The 14,877-nt window shown below is 72.3% G+C and carries 15 protein-coding genes; 8 read left to right on the forward strand and 7 right to left on the reverse strand.

The features are described from left to right. The first annotated feature begins 52 nt into the window (after nucleotides 1-52). Entirely contained in the window at nucleotides 53-610 is a 558-nt protein-coding gene (locus ACTG9Q_RS15230; RefSeq protein WP_455573417.1) for an RNA polymerase sigma factor, read from the forward strand. 61 nt (nucleotides 611-671) lie between these two features. Here ACTG9Q_RS15230 and ACTG9Q_RS15235 read toward each other — a convergent pair whose 3' ends face one another. Together ACTG9Q_RS15235 and ACTG9Q_RS15240 are read right to left on the reverse strand one after the other, a co-directional pair. Continuing rightward, entirely contained in the window at nucleotides 672-1,370 is a 699-nt protein-coding gene (locus ACTG9Q_RS15235; protein ID WP_455573418.1) for a lysoplasmalogenase family protein, read from the reverse strand. A 354-nt stretch (nucleotides 1,371-1,724) separates the two neighbouring features. Further along, nucleotides 1,725-2,588, reverse strand: a complete 864-nt coding sequence (locus ACTG9Q_RS15240) for a sterol desaturase family protein (protein ID WP_455573419.1) — start codon at nucleotides 2,586-2,588, stop codon at nucleotides 1,725-1,727. A 471-nt stretch (nucleotides 2,589-3,059) separates the two neighbouring features. Between ACTG9Q_RS15240 and ACTG9Q_RS15245 the strand changes: the two genes are divergently transcribed. The 3 genes from ACTG9Q_RS15245 to ACTG9Q_RS15255 all read left to right on the forward strand — a co-directional run bounded on the left by ACTG9Q_RS15245 (nucleotide 3,060) and on the right by ACTG9Q_RS15255 (nucleotide 6,577). Continuing rightward, nucleotides 3,060-4,598, forward strand: coding sequence for a proprotein convertase P-domain-containing protein (locus ACTG9Q_RS15245; RefSeq protein WP_455573420.1), 1,539 nt, complete (start codon nucleotides 3,060-3,062; stop codon nucleotides 4,596-4,598). Nucleotides 4,599-4,789: 191 nt separating this feature from the next. After that, nucleotides 4,790-6,004 (forward strand): MFS transporter, encoded by a 1,215-nt coding sequence (locus ACTG9Q_RS15250; protein WP_455573421.1) that lies wholly within the window; start codon nucleotides 4,790-4,792, stop codon nucleotides 6,002-6,004. Nucleotides 6,005-6,199: 195 nt separating this feature from the next. Then, complete coding sequence (locus ACTG9Q_RS15255) at nucleotides 6,200-6,577, forward strand: BP74-related protein (RefSeq protein ID WP_455573422.1); 378 nt, start codon at nucleotides 6,200-6,202, stop codon at nucleotides 6,575-6,577. A 224-nt stretch (nucleotides 6,578-6,801) separates the two neighbouring features. On the opposite strand, the gene ACTG9Q_RS15260 is transcribed toward ACTG9Q_RS15255, so the two are convergent. Then, the gene (locus tag ACTG9Q_RS15260) at nucleotides 6,802-7,368 is read right to left on the reverse strand and encodes a peroxiredoxin (protein WP_455573423.1); all 567 of its coding nucleotides are present in this window, start codon (nucleotides 7,366-7,368) and stop codon (nucleotides 6,802-6,804) included. A 257-nt stretch (nucleotides 7,369-7,625) separates the two neighbouring features. On the opposite strand from ACTG9Q_RS15260, the gene ACTG9Q_RS15265 reads away from it, so the two are divergent. Then, nucleotides 7,626-8,462 carry a hypothetical protein gene (locus tag ACTG9Q_RS15265; protein ID WP_455573424.1) on the forward strand — a complete coding sequence of 279 codons (837 nt, stop codon included), beginning with the start codon at nucleotides 7,626-7,628 and terminating at the stop codon, nucleotides 8,460-8,462. A gap of 9 nt (nucleotides 8,463-8,471) precedes the next feature. Here the strand turns inward: ACTG9Q_RS15265 and ACTG9Q_RS15270 are convergent, their stop codons facing one another. Further along, on the reverse strand, nucleotides 8,472-9,089 hold the full coding sequence (locus tag ACTG9Q_RS15270) for an RNA polymerase sigma factor (RefSeq protein WP_455573425.1): 618 nt from the start codon (nucleotides 9,087-9,089) through the stop codon (nucleotides 8,472-8,474). 199 nt (nucleotides 9,090-9,288) lie between these two features. Between ACTG9Q_RS15270 and ACTG9Q_RS15275 the strand changes: the two genes are divergently transcribed. Next, nucleotides 9,289-10,164 (forward strand): hypothetical protein, encoded by an 876-nt coding sequence (locus ACTG9Q_RS15275; protein WP_455573426.1) that lies wholly within the window; start codon nucleotides 9,289-9,291, stop codon nucleotides 10,162-10,164. Nucleotides 10,165-10,183: 19 nt separating this feature from the next. Here the strand turns inward: ACTG9Q_RS15275 and ACTG9Q_RS15280 are convergent, their stop codons facing one another. Then, a complete protein-coding gene (locus tag ACTG9Q_RS15280) occupies nucleotides 10,184-11,113 on the reverse strand; it encodes a TIGR03619 family F420-dependent LLM class oxidoreductase (protein ID WP_455573427.1) in 930 nt (309 codons plus the stop codon). A gap of 208 nt (nucleotides 11,114-11,321) precedes the next feature. Between ACTG9Q_RS15280 and ACTG9Q_RS15285 the strand changes: the two genes are divergently transcribed. Continuing rightward, nucleotides 11,322-11,540: a hypothetical protein gene (locus ACTG9Q_RS15285; protein WP_455573428.1), complete on the forward strand. Its 219-nt coding sequence runs from the start codon at nucleotides 11,322-11,324 to the stop codon at nucleotides 11,538-11,540. A 5-nt stretch (nucleotides 11,541-11,545) separates the two neighbouring features. Here the strand turns inward: ACTG9Q_RS15285 and ACTG9Q_RS15290 are convergent, their stop codons facing one another. Continuing rightward, a complete protein-coding gene (locus ACTG9Q_RS15290; RefSeq protein ID WP_455573429.1) occupies nucleotides 11,546-12,655 on the reverse strand; it encodes a hypothetical protein in 1,110 nt (369 codons plus the stop codon). 245 nt (nucleotides 12,656-12,900) lie between these two features. Between ACTG9Q_RS15290 and ACTG9Q_RS15295 the strand changes: the two genes are divergently transcribed. Then, nucleotides 12,901-13,464 (forward strand): hypothetical protein, encoded by a 564-nt coding sequence (locus tag ACTG9Q_RS15295; RefSeq protein ID WP_455573430.1) that lies wholly within the window; start codon nucleotides 12,901-12,903, stop codon nucleotides 13,462-13,464. A gap of 312 nt (nucleotides 13,465-13,776) precedes the next feature. Here ACTG9Q_RS15295 and ACTG9Q_RS15300 read toward each other — a convergent pair whose 3' ends face one another. Further along, nucleotides 13,777-14,772 carry a tetratricopeptide repeat protein gene (locus tag ACTG9Q_RS15300; protein WP_455573431.1) on the reverse strand — a complete coding sequence of 332 codons (996 nt, stop codon included), beginning with the start codon at nucleotides 14,770-14,772 and terminating at the stop codon, nucleotides 13,777-13,779. Nucleotides 14,773-14,877 lie beyond the last annotated feature (105 nt).

Genomic DNA, 14,877 nt, shown 5'->3' on the forward strand with positions numbered 1-14,877 from the left:
CCGAGCCCGGTGTGCCCGAGGTGCTGCCATGAATCCCGAAATTGATCTTTCCATGGATCTGGCGGAGCGATTCAGCCGCGGTGAGGAGTACGCGCTGGTCGAGGTGTACCGGCGGTTCCACCGCCCCATGCTCAGCGCGGCGTACGGCGTCCTGGGAGATCGTGAGCTGGCGGCCGAGGCGGTGCAGCAGGCCTTCGTCCAGGCGTGGCGCGCCTCGGCCAGCTTCGACCCGTCCTTGCGGCTGAGCCCGTGGCTCTACGCCATCGTGCGCCGCGCGGCGATCGACGTGTACCGCCGGGGACGGCGTTTCGCGGGGGAGGTCCCGCTGGACCTCCTCGCCGACGGGGTGGTGGTCGTCGACGCGCCGTGCCTGGACCAAGCGTGGACCGTCGTCCAAGTGCACCGCGCCATCGCGCAGATGCCACCCGACGAGGCACAGGTGGTGCGGCTGGCCTACTTCCACGGCCTCACCCACACCGAGATCAGCGCGCAGCTGCGGATTCCGCTCGGCACGGTGAAGAGCCGCTCCGCCCGCGCCCACCGCAGGCTGGCCAAGCTGCTGGCGCATCTCGGGGAACCGGCCGTTCCCGCGACGGCGTGCCCCTCGTGACAACCGTCCTGCCGAAGCGGGGACCACGACCGCGCATGACAGCCGGAACTACCCGGCTGGCTCAAGGGCGAGGAAGGTCGCTCACGATCAGGTCCTGGGTGGCGACGCATGGCGGTGACACGTGGCGCGCCTTGACGAGGGCGGTGACGAGCAGTAGCTGCGCGCAGGCGTAGGTGGCCATCACGAACCAGGGTGACGGGAGTTCCACCCCGGCGAAGGCACGGGCGGCGATGGCCGCGTCCGAGACGAGGAACAGCGCGCCTCCCGCCCCTGCCGCCTTCCCCGCGCCCGCCGCGATCGCCGCGGTGGCGACCAGCAACAGCCCGTAGCAGGCGACCAGCAGTGCGAGGACGCCGCCGACCCTCGGCACCAACCATCCCGCCAGGGCCAGGAACACCGCGGCGTAGGCGATTGGGATGACCCGGTTGCGCTTCAGGACGTCCACCGCTCCGATGTGGACGAAACCGCGCTGATAGCAGACCTGCATCGCGGCGAAGCAGAGGATTCCGGCGGCGAACGCCCCCGTTCCCTCGAACTGCAGCACCACGTCCCCCGCCAGCGCGCATACCAGCCCAGCCGCTGGGTAGGCTTTGCGCGCCGTGGTCGGGGAAAGCGCCACGTAGCACAGCAAGCTCAAGGCCAGCAGGGGCTTGCTCGCCCACTCGATGGCGGTCCAGCCCCAGTGCAGGGACAGCAGGTGCGCGACCGAGGCCACGCCGTACGCGGCGAGCGCGGTGTGACGCGGGGCGAAGCGGGGCATGGGGCATGACTCCGATCAGGCGCATGGCTAGCTGACGATACGCCGCCGGGACGTCGATCGGTTCCCGGCGGAACCCAGGCGAGGACCGACCGGGCCACATCGAGCGCCCGCCTGAATCCGTGCCCGCTCGCCGGAACCGACAGCGGAGGCGGGAACGTACCCCAGTCGAGAGCGGGCAGACACCACATTCGGCGCCTGGCGGATCGCGGAGCCCCACCGCGGCAGGCGAGGCGGACGCCGTGCAGCCACCCGGTGGACGCCGTCCGAGCCGATCGTCCTGCCGAGACGGTCTGGTGCGTCCGCTCCACCGGTCGCCGCGGTGCTTCCCCACGGGGAGGCGCCGCGGCGACCGGTCTACTCGGAGCCCCGAGCGTCCGTCGACCGCCGCTCGTGCGGCGACCACCCCGGTCCGCGGAGCAGGACGCCCGCGCGAGCCCGCCACGACCGCGCCGCGCGGAAGTCGCGGATGATGGCGCTGTACTCGTGGTAGGCCACCCGCACCGGGTTGTAGGTCTCGATGTTCGTGGTGAGGCCGTAGTCGCAGCGTTCGGTCTCCTGGGCGAACGAGCCGAAAAGCCGGTCCCAGACGATCAGGACGCCGCCGAAGTTGCGGTCCAGGTACGAGCCGTTGGACGCGTGGTGGACGCGGTGGTGCGACGGGGTGTTGAGGATGAGTTCCACCAGCGGGGGAAGGGTTCCCACCCGCTCGGTGTGCACCCAGAACTGGTAGACGAGATTCAGCCCTTGGACGAAGAACAGCAGCGTGGGCGGAACGCCCGCGACGATCAGCGGGATGTAGAACAGCGCGCTGGTGATCCCGGTCCAGGACTGGCGCAGGGCCGTCGACAGGTTGAACATCCGGCTGGAGTGGTGCACAACGTGCGCGGCCCACAGTACCCGGACGACGTGGTGCGCGCGGTGCGACCAGTAGTAGAAGAAGTCCTGCGCCAGCAGCACCAATGGGACGTGCCACCACTGCACGGCCCACTCGAACGGCGTGGCCGCGGCGATGGCCAGGTAGCCCGCCAGGACCGGCACACGCCACAGCAGGTCCCACGCGACGCTGCCCAGGCCCATCGCGAGGCTGGTGGCCGTGTCCTTGCCGCGGTAGCCCACTTTGCCGTCGTCGGGGTGGACGACGCTGAGGATCCACTCGCCGAGGATGAGCAGCAGGAACACCGGGACGGCCCAGGTGGTGACATCAGGGAACTGGGGCACGTGTCCGCCCTCCGGGGTAGTCGGCTCTCAATCTGGCTACGCACCGACCGGCCCGTCCGGATCACGGGGGAGCCGCCGCCACTGGGGACGGCGTGTGATCGGGAGCACTACGCATGTTCCGGGTTAATCGGTTCGCGGTTGTTTTCGAGCGGAAATTGATCTTGCAAATTGCTCGCCCGTGAACCGGGGAAGGTATTCGCCCGTACTGAGGGCAAGCTCTTCCACCACTTGTGAAGTGGAGAACGCCCTGTGATCATGAAATCTGTCCCGCGTCGTAGATTGTTCGGCTTCGTCCTTGCGTCCTCGCTGGTGGCGACCAGTCTCGCCCTGGTCGCCGGAGGTCAGGCCCAAGCCGCCAAAGCGCCCGGAATGCCCACGATCGTGCACCTCGGAGATAGTTTCTCCTCCGGAGAGGGTGGCGGTTGGAAAGGCAACTCGCTGACCAACTCGGGCAACCGCCAAGGCACTGACATGGCGGCATACCAATCGAATGGCCAGTGGGCGCGGAACCCCTATCTCGTCTATGAGAACGGCAACCCGATCTGGCAGCCGGGCAGCCGGGAAGGCGACAGCTGGCGCAACAACTGCCATGACGCCCTGGCATCGCCCGTCCACTCCGTGCCCTCGTCCGCGGTTCCCGGCGGCACCAAGGTCGTCAACCTGGCGTGCTCGGGCGCCAAGAGCAAGAACCTGTGGCCCCGGGAGGACGGCGGGGAGTTCTACAACGACCGCCGCCCGCAGATCGAGGACCTGGCGCTGGCCCTGGGGCCGGGGACGATCTCCCGGGCCCCCGACGACGCCGAGCTGATCGTCATCGGCGCGGGCGGCAACGACTCCGGGTTCGGCGAGGCGATCCGCTACTGCCTGACCGCGTGGGCCAAGAAGCACATCGCCGACATCGCCTTCCCGCCCGTCGAGCAGAAGTGCCGCGACCAGGTCCGCGACAACCTCGTCCCCAAGGTCAGCGACATCCACTACAACACGGTCAAGACCATCGGCCTGGTGCGCGAGAAGATGCGGGCCGAGGGGCAGCCGGACAACTCCTACCGGATCGTCCTGCAGGGCTACCCGGCCATCCTCCCCACGGAAGTCGACGACTGGACGGCCGACGAGGGCGCCGGGTTCGACAAGCGGTGCCCGATCACCAAAGAGGATTCCAGGTTCATCAACACCCACTTCGTGACCAGGCTCAACGAGATGCTGAGGGCTGCCTCGGAAGAGGCCAATGTCGGGTTCATCGACATGGCGGACGCCTTCGAGGGCCACCGGCTGTGCGAGAAGGGAACGGTGCGCGGCACCGCCGCCGCGCAGTCCGCGTCCCACGCCGAGTGGGTCCGGTTCCTCGACATCCACCCGAACGCGAGCAGCGCGTGGAAGATCATCAAGGCGATCGCGCACCCCACCACCGGGCACTGGCCGCTCTCCGAGGACGACGTGGTCGACGCGCTGAACCCCCAGCGGCACCTGTCGGAGTCCTTCCACCCCAACTACTGGGGGCAGCAGGCGATCGGCCGGTGCCTCCGGGTCTACCACCTCACCACGACGGGCCAGGCCAAGGCCAAGTGCCGCAACGGCGGCGGTCAGGCCGGACTCCCCGAGCAGATGACGCTCTCGGGCTTGGGCCCGGTCCCCGGCGGCGTGGACAACCCCGCGCCCGACCTGGCGATCCCGCAGAGCACGGGGATGGGCCCCAACCCGATGGTCCGCACCATTGTGGTGCCGGAAAGCGCCAAGCCGGGGCACTACGTCCAGCCCTTCCTCGACATCGCCCACCCGCGCAAGGGCCAGCTCAAGGTCTCGCTGGTCGACCCGCAGGGCCGGTCCCGCCTGCTGTACGACTTCAGCGGGGACACCGGGGGCGCCCTGCCCGGCCGGTGGACCTACGACTACTTCGTGTGGGACCCATGGGTGGTGAAGGACCCTTCCGGGACGTGGAAGCTGATCGTCTGGGACGGCACGGTTGACGGTTTCCAGGGCACACTGCGCGGCTGGGACCTGAAGTTCTACTGATCCACGGTGGCGCCCGGCCCCGGGCCAGGCGCCACCACCTTCTGCCGCAGCGAGCGCTGGACGCGCGCTGTGGTGTTTGGCCCACACCACTGGGACACACCACTGGGACACCACGGCGGCGCCTGCGGTCCTCGGGTGGAACCGCGCGTCCTTGATCGCCGGTATTCCCTGGTGACCAGTGGAGACAAAGCATGACGGTGATGGGCCAGGGCCCGCGGGCAGCGTCGAGGGGTAGGCAGGCACCGATCGCGCCCGCGGGCGAGCGGCGCGTGTGGTTGACGATCGCCGCCCTCGGCGGCGGCGCGTTCTCGGTCGGCACCGTGACGTTCGTCGTGGCGGGGGTGCTCGCCGACCTCGCCGCCGATCTCGGGACGACGGTGGGCGCCGCGGGCCTGTCGGTGACGGCGTACGCGATCGGCTACGCGGTGGGGTCTCTCGTGCTCAGCGCCGTCTTCGGCGCGGTGCCCGCACGGCTCTTGCTGGTGTCCTCCCTGCTGGCGTTCGCGTTCTTCAACGCCGTGGTCGCCCTGGCTCCCACCTTCGAGGTGCTGGTGGCCGCCCGGGTCCTGGCCGCGCTGGCGGCGGCCGTCTACATCCCGGCAGCGGGCGCGGCCGCGCTGGGCATGGTGAGCCCGAACAGGCAGGGGCGCGCCATGGCGGTCGTCCTGGGCGGGGCTTCAGCGGCGGGCGTGGCGGGAGCGCCGCTCGGGGTCGCCATGGCGGCGGCGACGTCGTGGCGCGCGGCTTTCGCCTTGGTCGCGGTGCTGGCCGGACTGGCGGCGGCCGCCTTGGTGCTCGGTCCGTTCACCGGGGGCCCACCGCGGACCACTTCGCTGCGGGAGCGGTTCCGCCCGTTGCGGTCCAGGTCGGTCCTCGGTGTGACGTCGTTGGCGATGACGGGGGGATACAGCGCCTACACCTACCTCGGCCCGATGAGCGAGGCGGCAGGGTGGCGGGGTGGCATGGGTCTGCTGATCGGGGTGTTCGGCATCGGCGGTGTGCTGGGCACCTCGTTCGGCGGTGTGCTCGTGGACCGGTGGGGCGCTGTGGTGACCGCCATGGCCGCTCTGGGCCTGCTCACCGCGGCCTTCGCGGTCTACCCGCTCATCGCGGCCGGGGACATCGGCATCCTGGCCTTCGCGTTCGTCCTGGGTTTGGCGGCTTGGGCCTGCGTGCCCGCCCAGCAGCACCGATTGGCGCGGCTCGACACCACGGCGACCACGGCGGTGCTCGCGCTGAACAGCTCAGCGGTGAGCATCGGGCTGGCCGCGGGGGCCGCGGCGGGCGGCGTGGTCGTCGGCACCGCGGGAGCGGGGATGGTCTGGGCGTTCGCCCTGCCCTGCTGTGGGGCGAGCCTGGCCCTGCACGCCGCCTCGGCCCGCCGGAAGGGCGCCCGGAGGAGTTGAAGCTCCCAGGAGGCCATGCGGGCGACAGCGCGCCCCGCCCGGAGTCGCGTGGACGGATCCCCTGCTCGTGGCGCCGGAACTGTCAGTGGCGAACAGCCCGCGCTGAGTGATCCACGGCATTCGACCCTCCCGTATCGCCAAGTGCCAAGGCATCCGATTGTGAGGAGAGACATGCGCGTCACTCGGTCGATCGTCTTGCTCACCACCCTGGTCACGCTCATCCCCGGAACCGCCGGCGCGGCGCCTGCGACAGCGGTGGCGACCTTCCGCGTGCCCGTCGGCGGCGCGGTCGAGCACTATCGCGTCCGGCTCACCGAATCCGACGACATCGCGACCGCGCGCGGCATCCTGGCGGGCGCACTGCCCCGGATGATTCCCAACGGGGCGATCATCCGGGGCACGACCGAGGTCAACAAGGGGTACACCTGGCACATCGACTCCAAGCGGTTCGTGTTCACGCCCTACGCGCTGAGCATTTGCAACGTCAGTCCCTCCCAGGTCGAGCGGCTGGCCTTCCTGCGCGACCTGTGCCCGTGGTCCGCCCAGTTGGAATCGCTGACGTTCACCCGCTGACGCGAGGCTGGGGGCTCTCCGGTGCGCGGAGAGCCCCCAGCGCTGTCGCTAGCCGAGCCGCTGTGCACCCGCTCCATGCCTCGGGCTGCCACTGATGTCGCCAGTGACCTGAACAGCGGCGAAAGGGATCGGATCGCCGAAACGCGGTGGAACCGAACGCGAGGGCTTGTGTAGGCGGTGTGCTTGGGCGCGAACGGATCGTCCACATCGGTCGTGCCTCCTCGTCAGCTCCTCAAGCGGGCCAGGACGGATGCGGCGTGGGTGTCGGGCGGGAAGACCGGGTAGAAGACCTCGGTGACCACCCCGGCCTTGATGAAGAGGGTGATGCGCTTGACCATGCGCATCCCGCCCGCGCTGAAGGTGGGCAGGCGGAGCGCGTCGGTCAGTTCGTGGTCGGCGTCCGACAGGATTGGGTAGGGCAGCCGCAGGCGCTCGACGAGGTCTGCCTGGGCGGCGCTGTCCTGGGTCGACAGCCCGACCACCGCGGCGCCCGCCGCGCGCAGGTCCGCCGCGTGGTCGCGGAAGCCGCAGGCCTCGGGAGTGCAGCCGCGGGTGCCGGGGATGAGGTCCCAGCCGGGGACCGGTGGGGGCTTGCCCGGTGCGCCCGCGTGGGGGTAGGCGTAGAGGACGAGGGTGTCCAGGCCGTCGGGGACCCGGTCGACCCGCAGCGTGCCGCCCGTGGTCGCGGGCAGGGCCAGCGCGGGCATCGGCGTGCCCACCAGGTGATCAGCGGCGCCGTCGTCGGTGGGGTGGGGAAGGTCCTCGGGGAGCTGCGTGGGGTCGTGCGCCATGACCGGCCTCCATCTGTGCGCGGGTACGAACCGCATACGGCCGCCGATCCGATCCAGTTCCCGGAAAGCGCGCACCCGCGCGAAACCCCCTGGAGGGGACAGCGTGACCGGGCGTCATCGATACCGGTACCGACCTCGACGAGCTGGTCGGCTGAGAACGCCTGACCGGGATGGGGCTCCGCGACACCCGGGTGGAACCGCGGGCCTGCCCGTGGCCGTAGAGCGGATGTGGCAGACCCGGGGAAAGCCGGCCGCGCTTGCGCGCCGCGTTGCTGACCGAGTGGACCGGTCCGCTCGCCCACGCCCTCGTGGGCGAGCTGGTCCGCGCGGGGGCGATTCCTGTCGTACTCGCCGGGGACGTCGCAGCCGCGCGTGCGGCGCTGCCCCCTGGAGTGGTCGTAGAGGAGGGCTTGGGGCGCCCGAATGAGCTGAGGCTGCTCATGTCCCATGTGGACGTCGTCATCGACAACCGGGTCTTGCCCGCGGGCGGCGCACGGCAGGCAGCGCTGAACTGGGTCTTCTGCGCGGGAACCCGTGGCGTGGTCACTGCCGCCTTCGACGCCCGCGTGCGCGGGCTCGTCTCGGTCCGACCGCTGGGCGCGCTCGACGGCCCGCAGGCCGCTGCCCACCGCTACGCCTGCGAGGTGCTGGCCACGGGTGCGCTGTTCGGCGTCCCCGTGGCCAGTCTCGAAGTGCCGCCGCTGTTCGGTCCCGAGGCGTCGGCCTCCACCGATCTCAACGTCCTCATCGCACGGCTGGCCCAAGGCAGGCTGGCGGCCCCGCCGCACGGGACCACCAACCTCCTGTTCGCCCAAGACGCCGCGCGGGCGGTCCTGGACCTGGCAGGCGACGACATCACCGGCACCCGGGTGCTGACGGGCCTGCGGCATCCCCGCGCCCTCATCGCCGAGCTGGTGACCGCGGGACTCGGACGGCCCACACGGCTCGTGGGCAGGCTCAACCGGCTGTCCTGCCTGCTGGCCGGGAGCGGGCGCGACCGGTCGCCCGGGACTGGGGAGCTGTCCCGACTGGTGCTGAGCCAGGACGTCGCCATCACCGCGGCCCACTTCCGCGGGGCGGTGAGCCTCCGCTGAGGACGGCGGTCAGGAGGGCGGGCCGCTCAAGTGCGCCAGGCTGCTTTGGAGCTTGCGCTGCGCGCGGTGCAGGCGCGACTTCACCGTGCCCATCGGAATCCCCAGGTGTTGGGCGATCTCGGCGTGGGTGAACTGGTGATAGTAGGCCAACTGGATGAGCTGCCGGTCGGTAATGGGCAGCGCGTCCAGCACGGTGCGCACCTGCCACGTCAGCCACGGGGTCTCGTCGTCGTGGGGGACGGCAGTGTCCAAGTGCTGGTCCAGGCGGGGGTGGACACGGCCGCGGTCGGAGTGCTTGCGGTGGACGTCGATGGCGGCGCGGCGGGCCACTGTGTACAGCCAGGGAGCCAGCGGGCGGCCGGGGTCGAAGCTCCGCGCGGCCCGCCATGCCTGCAGGAGCGCCTGCTGCACCGCGTCGGCGGCGAGGTGGTGGTCGCCGAGGATCTGGTAGGCGGCGGAGTACATGCGTCCCGCGTAGACGTCGTGGATGGCCTTGATGGCGGTGACGTCACCGGCGGCGAACCGGCGGCGCAGGTCGAGGTCGGCCGCGCGGGCTTCGGCGATGTCCGCGCCCGGCTGGCCTTCGTGCGTGCCTGCGATTCGCGTGGTCGTCTCTTCGGTGTCCATGGCCCCCTCTTGCTGTTGCACCCCGGGTGGTCACACAGTGCGAGACAGCCCTGTCTGACGGCTTCCAGCTCGCTTTCACGCTGCTCGCCGCGGAACGGGGCCGAGGGCGCGGCGCGCGCCTGGTGACGGCTGAGGAACCGGCCGCGCGTCCGGGGCCGTATCGGCGGAAAGGCACGCGGACGGAACGAGGGGCGCGGCGATGGCTACGGCACTGATCACCAACGGGGAGGGGCCGCTCGCCCACGCACTGGTCGGCAGGCTGGCCGACCGCGGCATCCAGGTGACCGTGCTCACCAGGGACCCGTTCGCCGCCCGCCGCGTGCTGCCCCGCCACGCCTTGGTGGCCACGGCCGGGGCGACCCGCATCGGGGCGGTGATGACCGATTTCGACCTGGTCATCGACAACCGCGTCATCCCCGCCGCTCCTCCTCGGCGGACGGGTGCCGTGGGCCTGGATCACGTGTGCGAGACCAGGGTCATGCTCACCGCGGCGGCCAAGGCCGGGGTGAGCAGGCTCGTCCACGTCCGGTCCATGCAGGACCGCCGTTCCTACGGATGGGCCCATCGGCGGGTGGGCGAGATCCTGGCGCGATCCTTCCCGCCGCGGCTGTCCGTGGCGCGGGTCGACATCGCTCCACTACTCGGACCGGAGCCCTCGGTGACCACCGAGGTCAACGCCATCATCCTGCGCCTGCTCCTGGACCGGCTGCCACTGGTCGGCGGGGGAGCGACGAGCCTGCTGTCAGCGGATGACGCCGCGGCGGGCATCATCGCGGTGGCCGTGGACCAGCGCTGCCCGTCGCGGACCATGGCGGGCAGCAGGCGAACCTACCGCGAGATCGCCGCGGTGACCGCCGAGCTGCTCGGTTGTCGCCCCCCGCCTCCCGCGCCCCGCCACCTCGCCCGCGCCGCGACCGCGCTGGCCGACCTCACCGCCCCCAGCCGAGAGCTCCCCCTGCCCCTGCCCAGCTTCAGCGGCCACGTCCACTACCGCCGAGACAGCGTCAGTTGGCCCGCGGCCCTGCTGCGCGAGGACATCCAGGCGGTCCTCGACCACTTCCGGCGCTCGGCCTAGGCCGAGCGCCGGGCGCGCGTCACCCGGTGATGGCGCGGACGGCGGGGAGGAAGCGCTCCAGCAGGTCGAGGAAACGGCTCTCCGACGGGGTGTCGGCCACGGTGCAGTCGAAGAACAGCTCCTGTGCCCCGGCGGCGTGGACTTCGCGCACATCGGACATGAGCTGGTCCCAGGAGCCCAGGAAAGGCGGCCGGTCCGCGCCCGCGGGCGCGTCGGTCAGCACGACGTTGGCCCGCACGACCAGCTCCAGCGACGCCGGGTCGCGGCCCGCGTCGGCCGCCGCGGCGCGCGCCACCGACATCATCGGCGCGAGGTGGGCCGCGGGCACTCCGGCGGGGTTCCAGCCGTCGGCCTGGCGGCCCACCCGGCGCAGCGCGCGCTCGTCGAACGCGCCGAGGTAGAGCGGCGGGTGCGGCGCGCGGACCGGCCGCGGACCCATCACCGACCGGGCCAGGCGGTAGTGCTCGCCCGTGTACTCCGGCTCGTCGTCGGTCCACACCGCCTTGAGCACGGCCAGGAACTCCTCGAACCGCGCTCCGCGCGAGCGGCCGTCGGCGCCCGCCGCCTCGAACTCGTCGTCCGACCAGCCCAGGCCCAGCCCGACCACGAGCCTGCCCTGCGACAGCACATCGATCGTCGCGAGCTGCTTGGCCAAGACGACCGGGTTGTGCAGGGGCGCGATCAGCACGCTCGTCCCCAGCGCGATGGTCGAGGTCTGGCCCGCCACGAACGCCAAGGTGCTCAACGGCTCCAGCGTCCTCGCCATGTGCTCGGGCAGCCGCCCGGTCGGGCTCGCGGGGTAGGGGTTGCGCGGGGCGACCGGGCGCAGCAGCCGCTCGAAGACCCACAGGCTGTCGTAGCCGATGTCCTCCGCGCGGCGGGCCACCTGGGTGGCGAACCAGGGTGTGGCGATGTCCCCCGCCTGCGGCAGTCCGAATCCCACGCGCACGAGAACCCCTCTCTCCCGGCGAGACCCCGCAGCCTCGCAGACGCACAGGGTGGGTTCGGTGCCTGCCGACCTGCTTTCAGCCCTCTGCCGGCGGTGCCGGTATCCGCCCGGAACCGAGCGGAGGCCGTCGGCGTACCGCACTCGACAACGCCGTGCGCGGTTGAGGGGCGAGCGCTCCCAACCACCCCGGCGGATCGGAGAAGGACGGATGAACAGCCCAGACCACTCCCGCGCGAAGCTCTCCGACCTGTACACCGAGCCTGCCGCGGTGTCCCCGCCGAGCGACCGCGAGGTCGCCCTGGCCCGCCGAGCGGTGGCGCGGGTCGCGCATGACGCCGCCGACCTCGCGCTGCTGCTCGCCGCGCTGGGCCTGCGGACCGACGCGGGCGCCCAGCCCCACGGGACCACAGTGGACTCGCGGGCGTAGGTCGCTCAGCCCCGCGCCCGCGCCGAGTTCGGCGACACCATCAGGCCCGAGGTGTCCACCGCGTCGAAGTCGGAGCCGCCGAGCGTGCCGAGCGTGGCCAGGTCGTCGTTGTCCCAGCGCGGGTCCTCGGTGCCGCTGACGTACCACGCCGACCCGTTGTCCGCCACGATCGCGCCGTGCCGTTGCAGCGCCCTGGCGATCACCCTGGCCTGCGGGCCGAGCCCGCTCAGGTCGGCGTCGCCGCGCAGCCGCAGCCGCAGACCCATCGGCGGCAGCGCGGGGTCGGTGCGAGCGGATGCGTGGTGGCGCGCGGGCCACACGTGCGCCGCGCGGGTGCGCGGCACGGTGATCCGCAGCGCGTGGTCGATCCGGCCCGCGGCCACCTCGTCGTAGCGCGCCAGTCCCGGGTAGATCGGCAGGCCCGCGGCGTCCGCCGAGGTGTGGCCGTCCGGGCGCAGCGCGTTGCTCCGCAGGTCGAACACCGCACCCGAGCCTGCCGCCCAGCCCGCCCCCGTCGGCCGGGCGTGCCACAGTTCGTAGAGCGTGCACGTGTCCGTCCGCAGGACGATGACGTGCCGGTCGCCGTCGGCGGACGAGCCGCCCTCGACCCGGGCGTCGCGCGGGATCGGGTAGGGGCCGGGATCGCTGTCCTCGGCGTACTCGAACGACACCGGCACCGCGGCTCGCGCCTGGCCGATCACGGTCACCGGGATGCCGATGGGCGCCCCCTCCCACAGCCCGGAGCCGAAGTCGGCCTTGAGGTCCTTGCCCGCGCCGATGGCCGCCACGTGGTCGTCCGAGGCGGGCAGGACCGGCAGCCGTGACACATCCGAGCGCCAGACGCTGTCCGCGGGCGCCACCGGGCAGGAGCCCCCCTGCCGCGCCGCCGTGGTTCTCGGCGCGGGGGATGACGACCTCGGCGTGGTGGTGGTCATGGTCGTGGCGGTGGGGCCCGCAGTCCGGGTGGTCGACGGGCCCGGGGTCGGCAGCGGGATCGGCTCGGGCGCCCTGGCGGCTCCACCGTCCTGGGCGCCGCCGCAGGCGGCGGCCAAGACGAGCAGCGCGCTCCCCGCGGTCGCCATGAGCCGGGCGCGGGCGGTGCTGGTGATCGTCAAGGGTGCGTCCTCCACAAGGGGTTGGAACTCGCATGACGGTCTACGAGCCACTCCTGCCCGTCGGTTCTCCGGTCGGGAGGCCGATCGCCACCGGCTTTCACAGTGGTGTCCGCGTGGTGAGGGTGAACTGCAAGGACGTGAAGGCGGCACGACAGCGCGCGGGCGCACGCTGATTCCGCGCCCGGGACGCCCCCCGACACTGAACCCGAGATGGATTCACCGCCCGCGGCGACGAGGTGATCACCGTGAACAGACTCCTCCACCCGATGCCAGGACTGCTCTGGTCGGAGATCCGAGCCGCTGCCGTCGAGTGCTCCGGCCACGGCTGGCCAGTCGTGCCGGGAAGCTACCGGCTTACCGAGGACGGCCCCTGGATCGGCGCCGAGCACCTCGCACCCGTCGACCGCTTCCGGTTCGCGGCCCCGCTCAGCGCCGACCGCAGCGAAGAGCTGTGGACCGCACGGCCATACTCGATCCTGCTCGACCTGCGGCCCGGCTGGGCCGCGATCGGCATCACCGTGCGCTCCGCCCGTGCCGTCGCGGACGCTCTCGCCACGGCGGGCACCCCGGCGCCGCTGGTGGCGACCGGGGCCTCGGCGCACGTCATCGTCACGACCCGGCCTGCGCCGTCGACCATGGTCCACCGACCGTGGGTCGTGCTGCCCCCGGGGAGCCCCTGCGGCGCGGTGAGCCGGTGGGTCGTCCCGCCGTCCGCGTGCGGCTGGGCGCCACCCTCGCGTGACACCGTGCTGGCCGTGCTGCGCGAGCCCGACTCGGACGGACCGTCGCTGCTGCCCTTGTCCGCCTGATCCCAGGGCCGCCCGTCCGGTGACCGCACCCGGCCACATGGCGGGGCGGTCGCCCGCAGGTCACCGCGTCGGCACCCGCGGACCGTGAGGTCTGCTCGCATGACGGCAACCTCGTCACCCGTGTCGCCGAGGACGGGTGGCCGCGGTCGCTGGCACTCCCCCGCCGGACCTGCTGCATCGTCCGCGGCCCCGGAAGCGCCACACCGACAGTTCTATCCGCGGATGGGTCGGCTGGGAGTGCCGCACAGCGGTGCCGTCCTCCCGGCGGCAGGACGGCGGGGCGCGCGGACGGGGCAGGTGAAGCGGGCCCGGCTAGGCGGTGGTCGCGTCCAGCTCGGACAGCAGTGCACGGGCCCTGACCAGTACCCGGTGCTCGGCCGCGACGACACCCGACAGCTCTGTCACCACTCGTTCGGCGAGGGCGCGGGCCTCGTTCGGGCGGCCGTCCTCGTGGAGCAGCCGCGCCAGGTTGTATTCGGTGACCAGCGTGTCGAGATGCGCCCCGCCCCGGTGCGCGGTCTTGATGCCGACCGCCCGCCGGTAGAGCCGCTCGGCCTGGGCGCGGTCCCCGCGGCGGGCGCTGATCGATGCCAGGCCGCTCAGGCACACCGCGACCTCGGGGTGGCCGTCGCCGAGGGCTTTGGCGAAGGTGGCCATCGCCTGCCGGAAGCGGGACTCGGCCTCGTCGACGAGGCCGACGTCGTAGAGCAGGCCCGCCAGGTTGGCCCGGTCGGCGGCGACGAGCACGTGGTCGGGCCCGTGCAGCCGCTCCCGCAGCTCCAGCCCCGCGCGGCCGTGGCCCACCCCCTCGGCGGACGCGCTGCGCGCGTGGCACAGGCCCGCCAGGTTGTGCAGCAGGGACGCCAGCTGGTCGTCGGGCTCCAGTGCCGTCAGCCGCTCCAGGGCCGCCGCGTAGTGCGCCGCGGCCTCGTCGAGGTGGCCGAGGGTGCGGGCGATGACCCCCAGCGCGTTCTCCAGCGTGGCCTGCGCCCGCTGCGCGGCGCTGTCGGCCGGGTCGAGGTCGGTGCGCAGGTGGGGGAGCAGCGCGTCGCGGGCGCCCGCCAGATCGCCACCACCCGCGAGCACCTCCGCCAGGCCCATCCGCGCCCGCACCAGGTCCGGCCACGCCACCGCGTCGATCGCCGGGCACCACAGCACCGCGACGGCGTCATCGGCGAGGCCGAGTCCCTGCAGTTCGGCCGCGGTGATCAGGTGCCGTTCGGCGGTGGGGTCAGGGCCGGGCGACCGCGGCGGCGCACCGCAGCCGGGACAGGGGGCGAGAGTGGGGCGCCCTGCTGGGGAAGTCATACCGCCAAGTGGACCGCAACGCACTGTCTCCATGCTTTCAACCGAAACCTGACCGCCCACCACCGGGCCTTGACGTGGCTGCCGTCGTCACATCGCTCGCGCTTG

The organism is Actinokineospora lacus, from assembly GCF_053813445.1.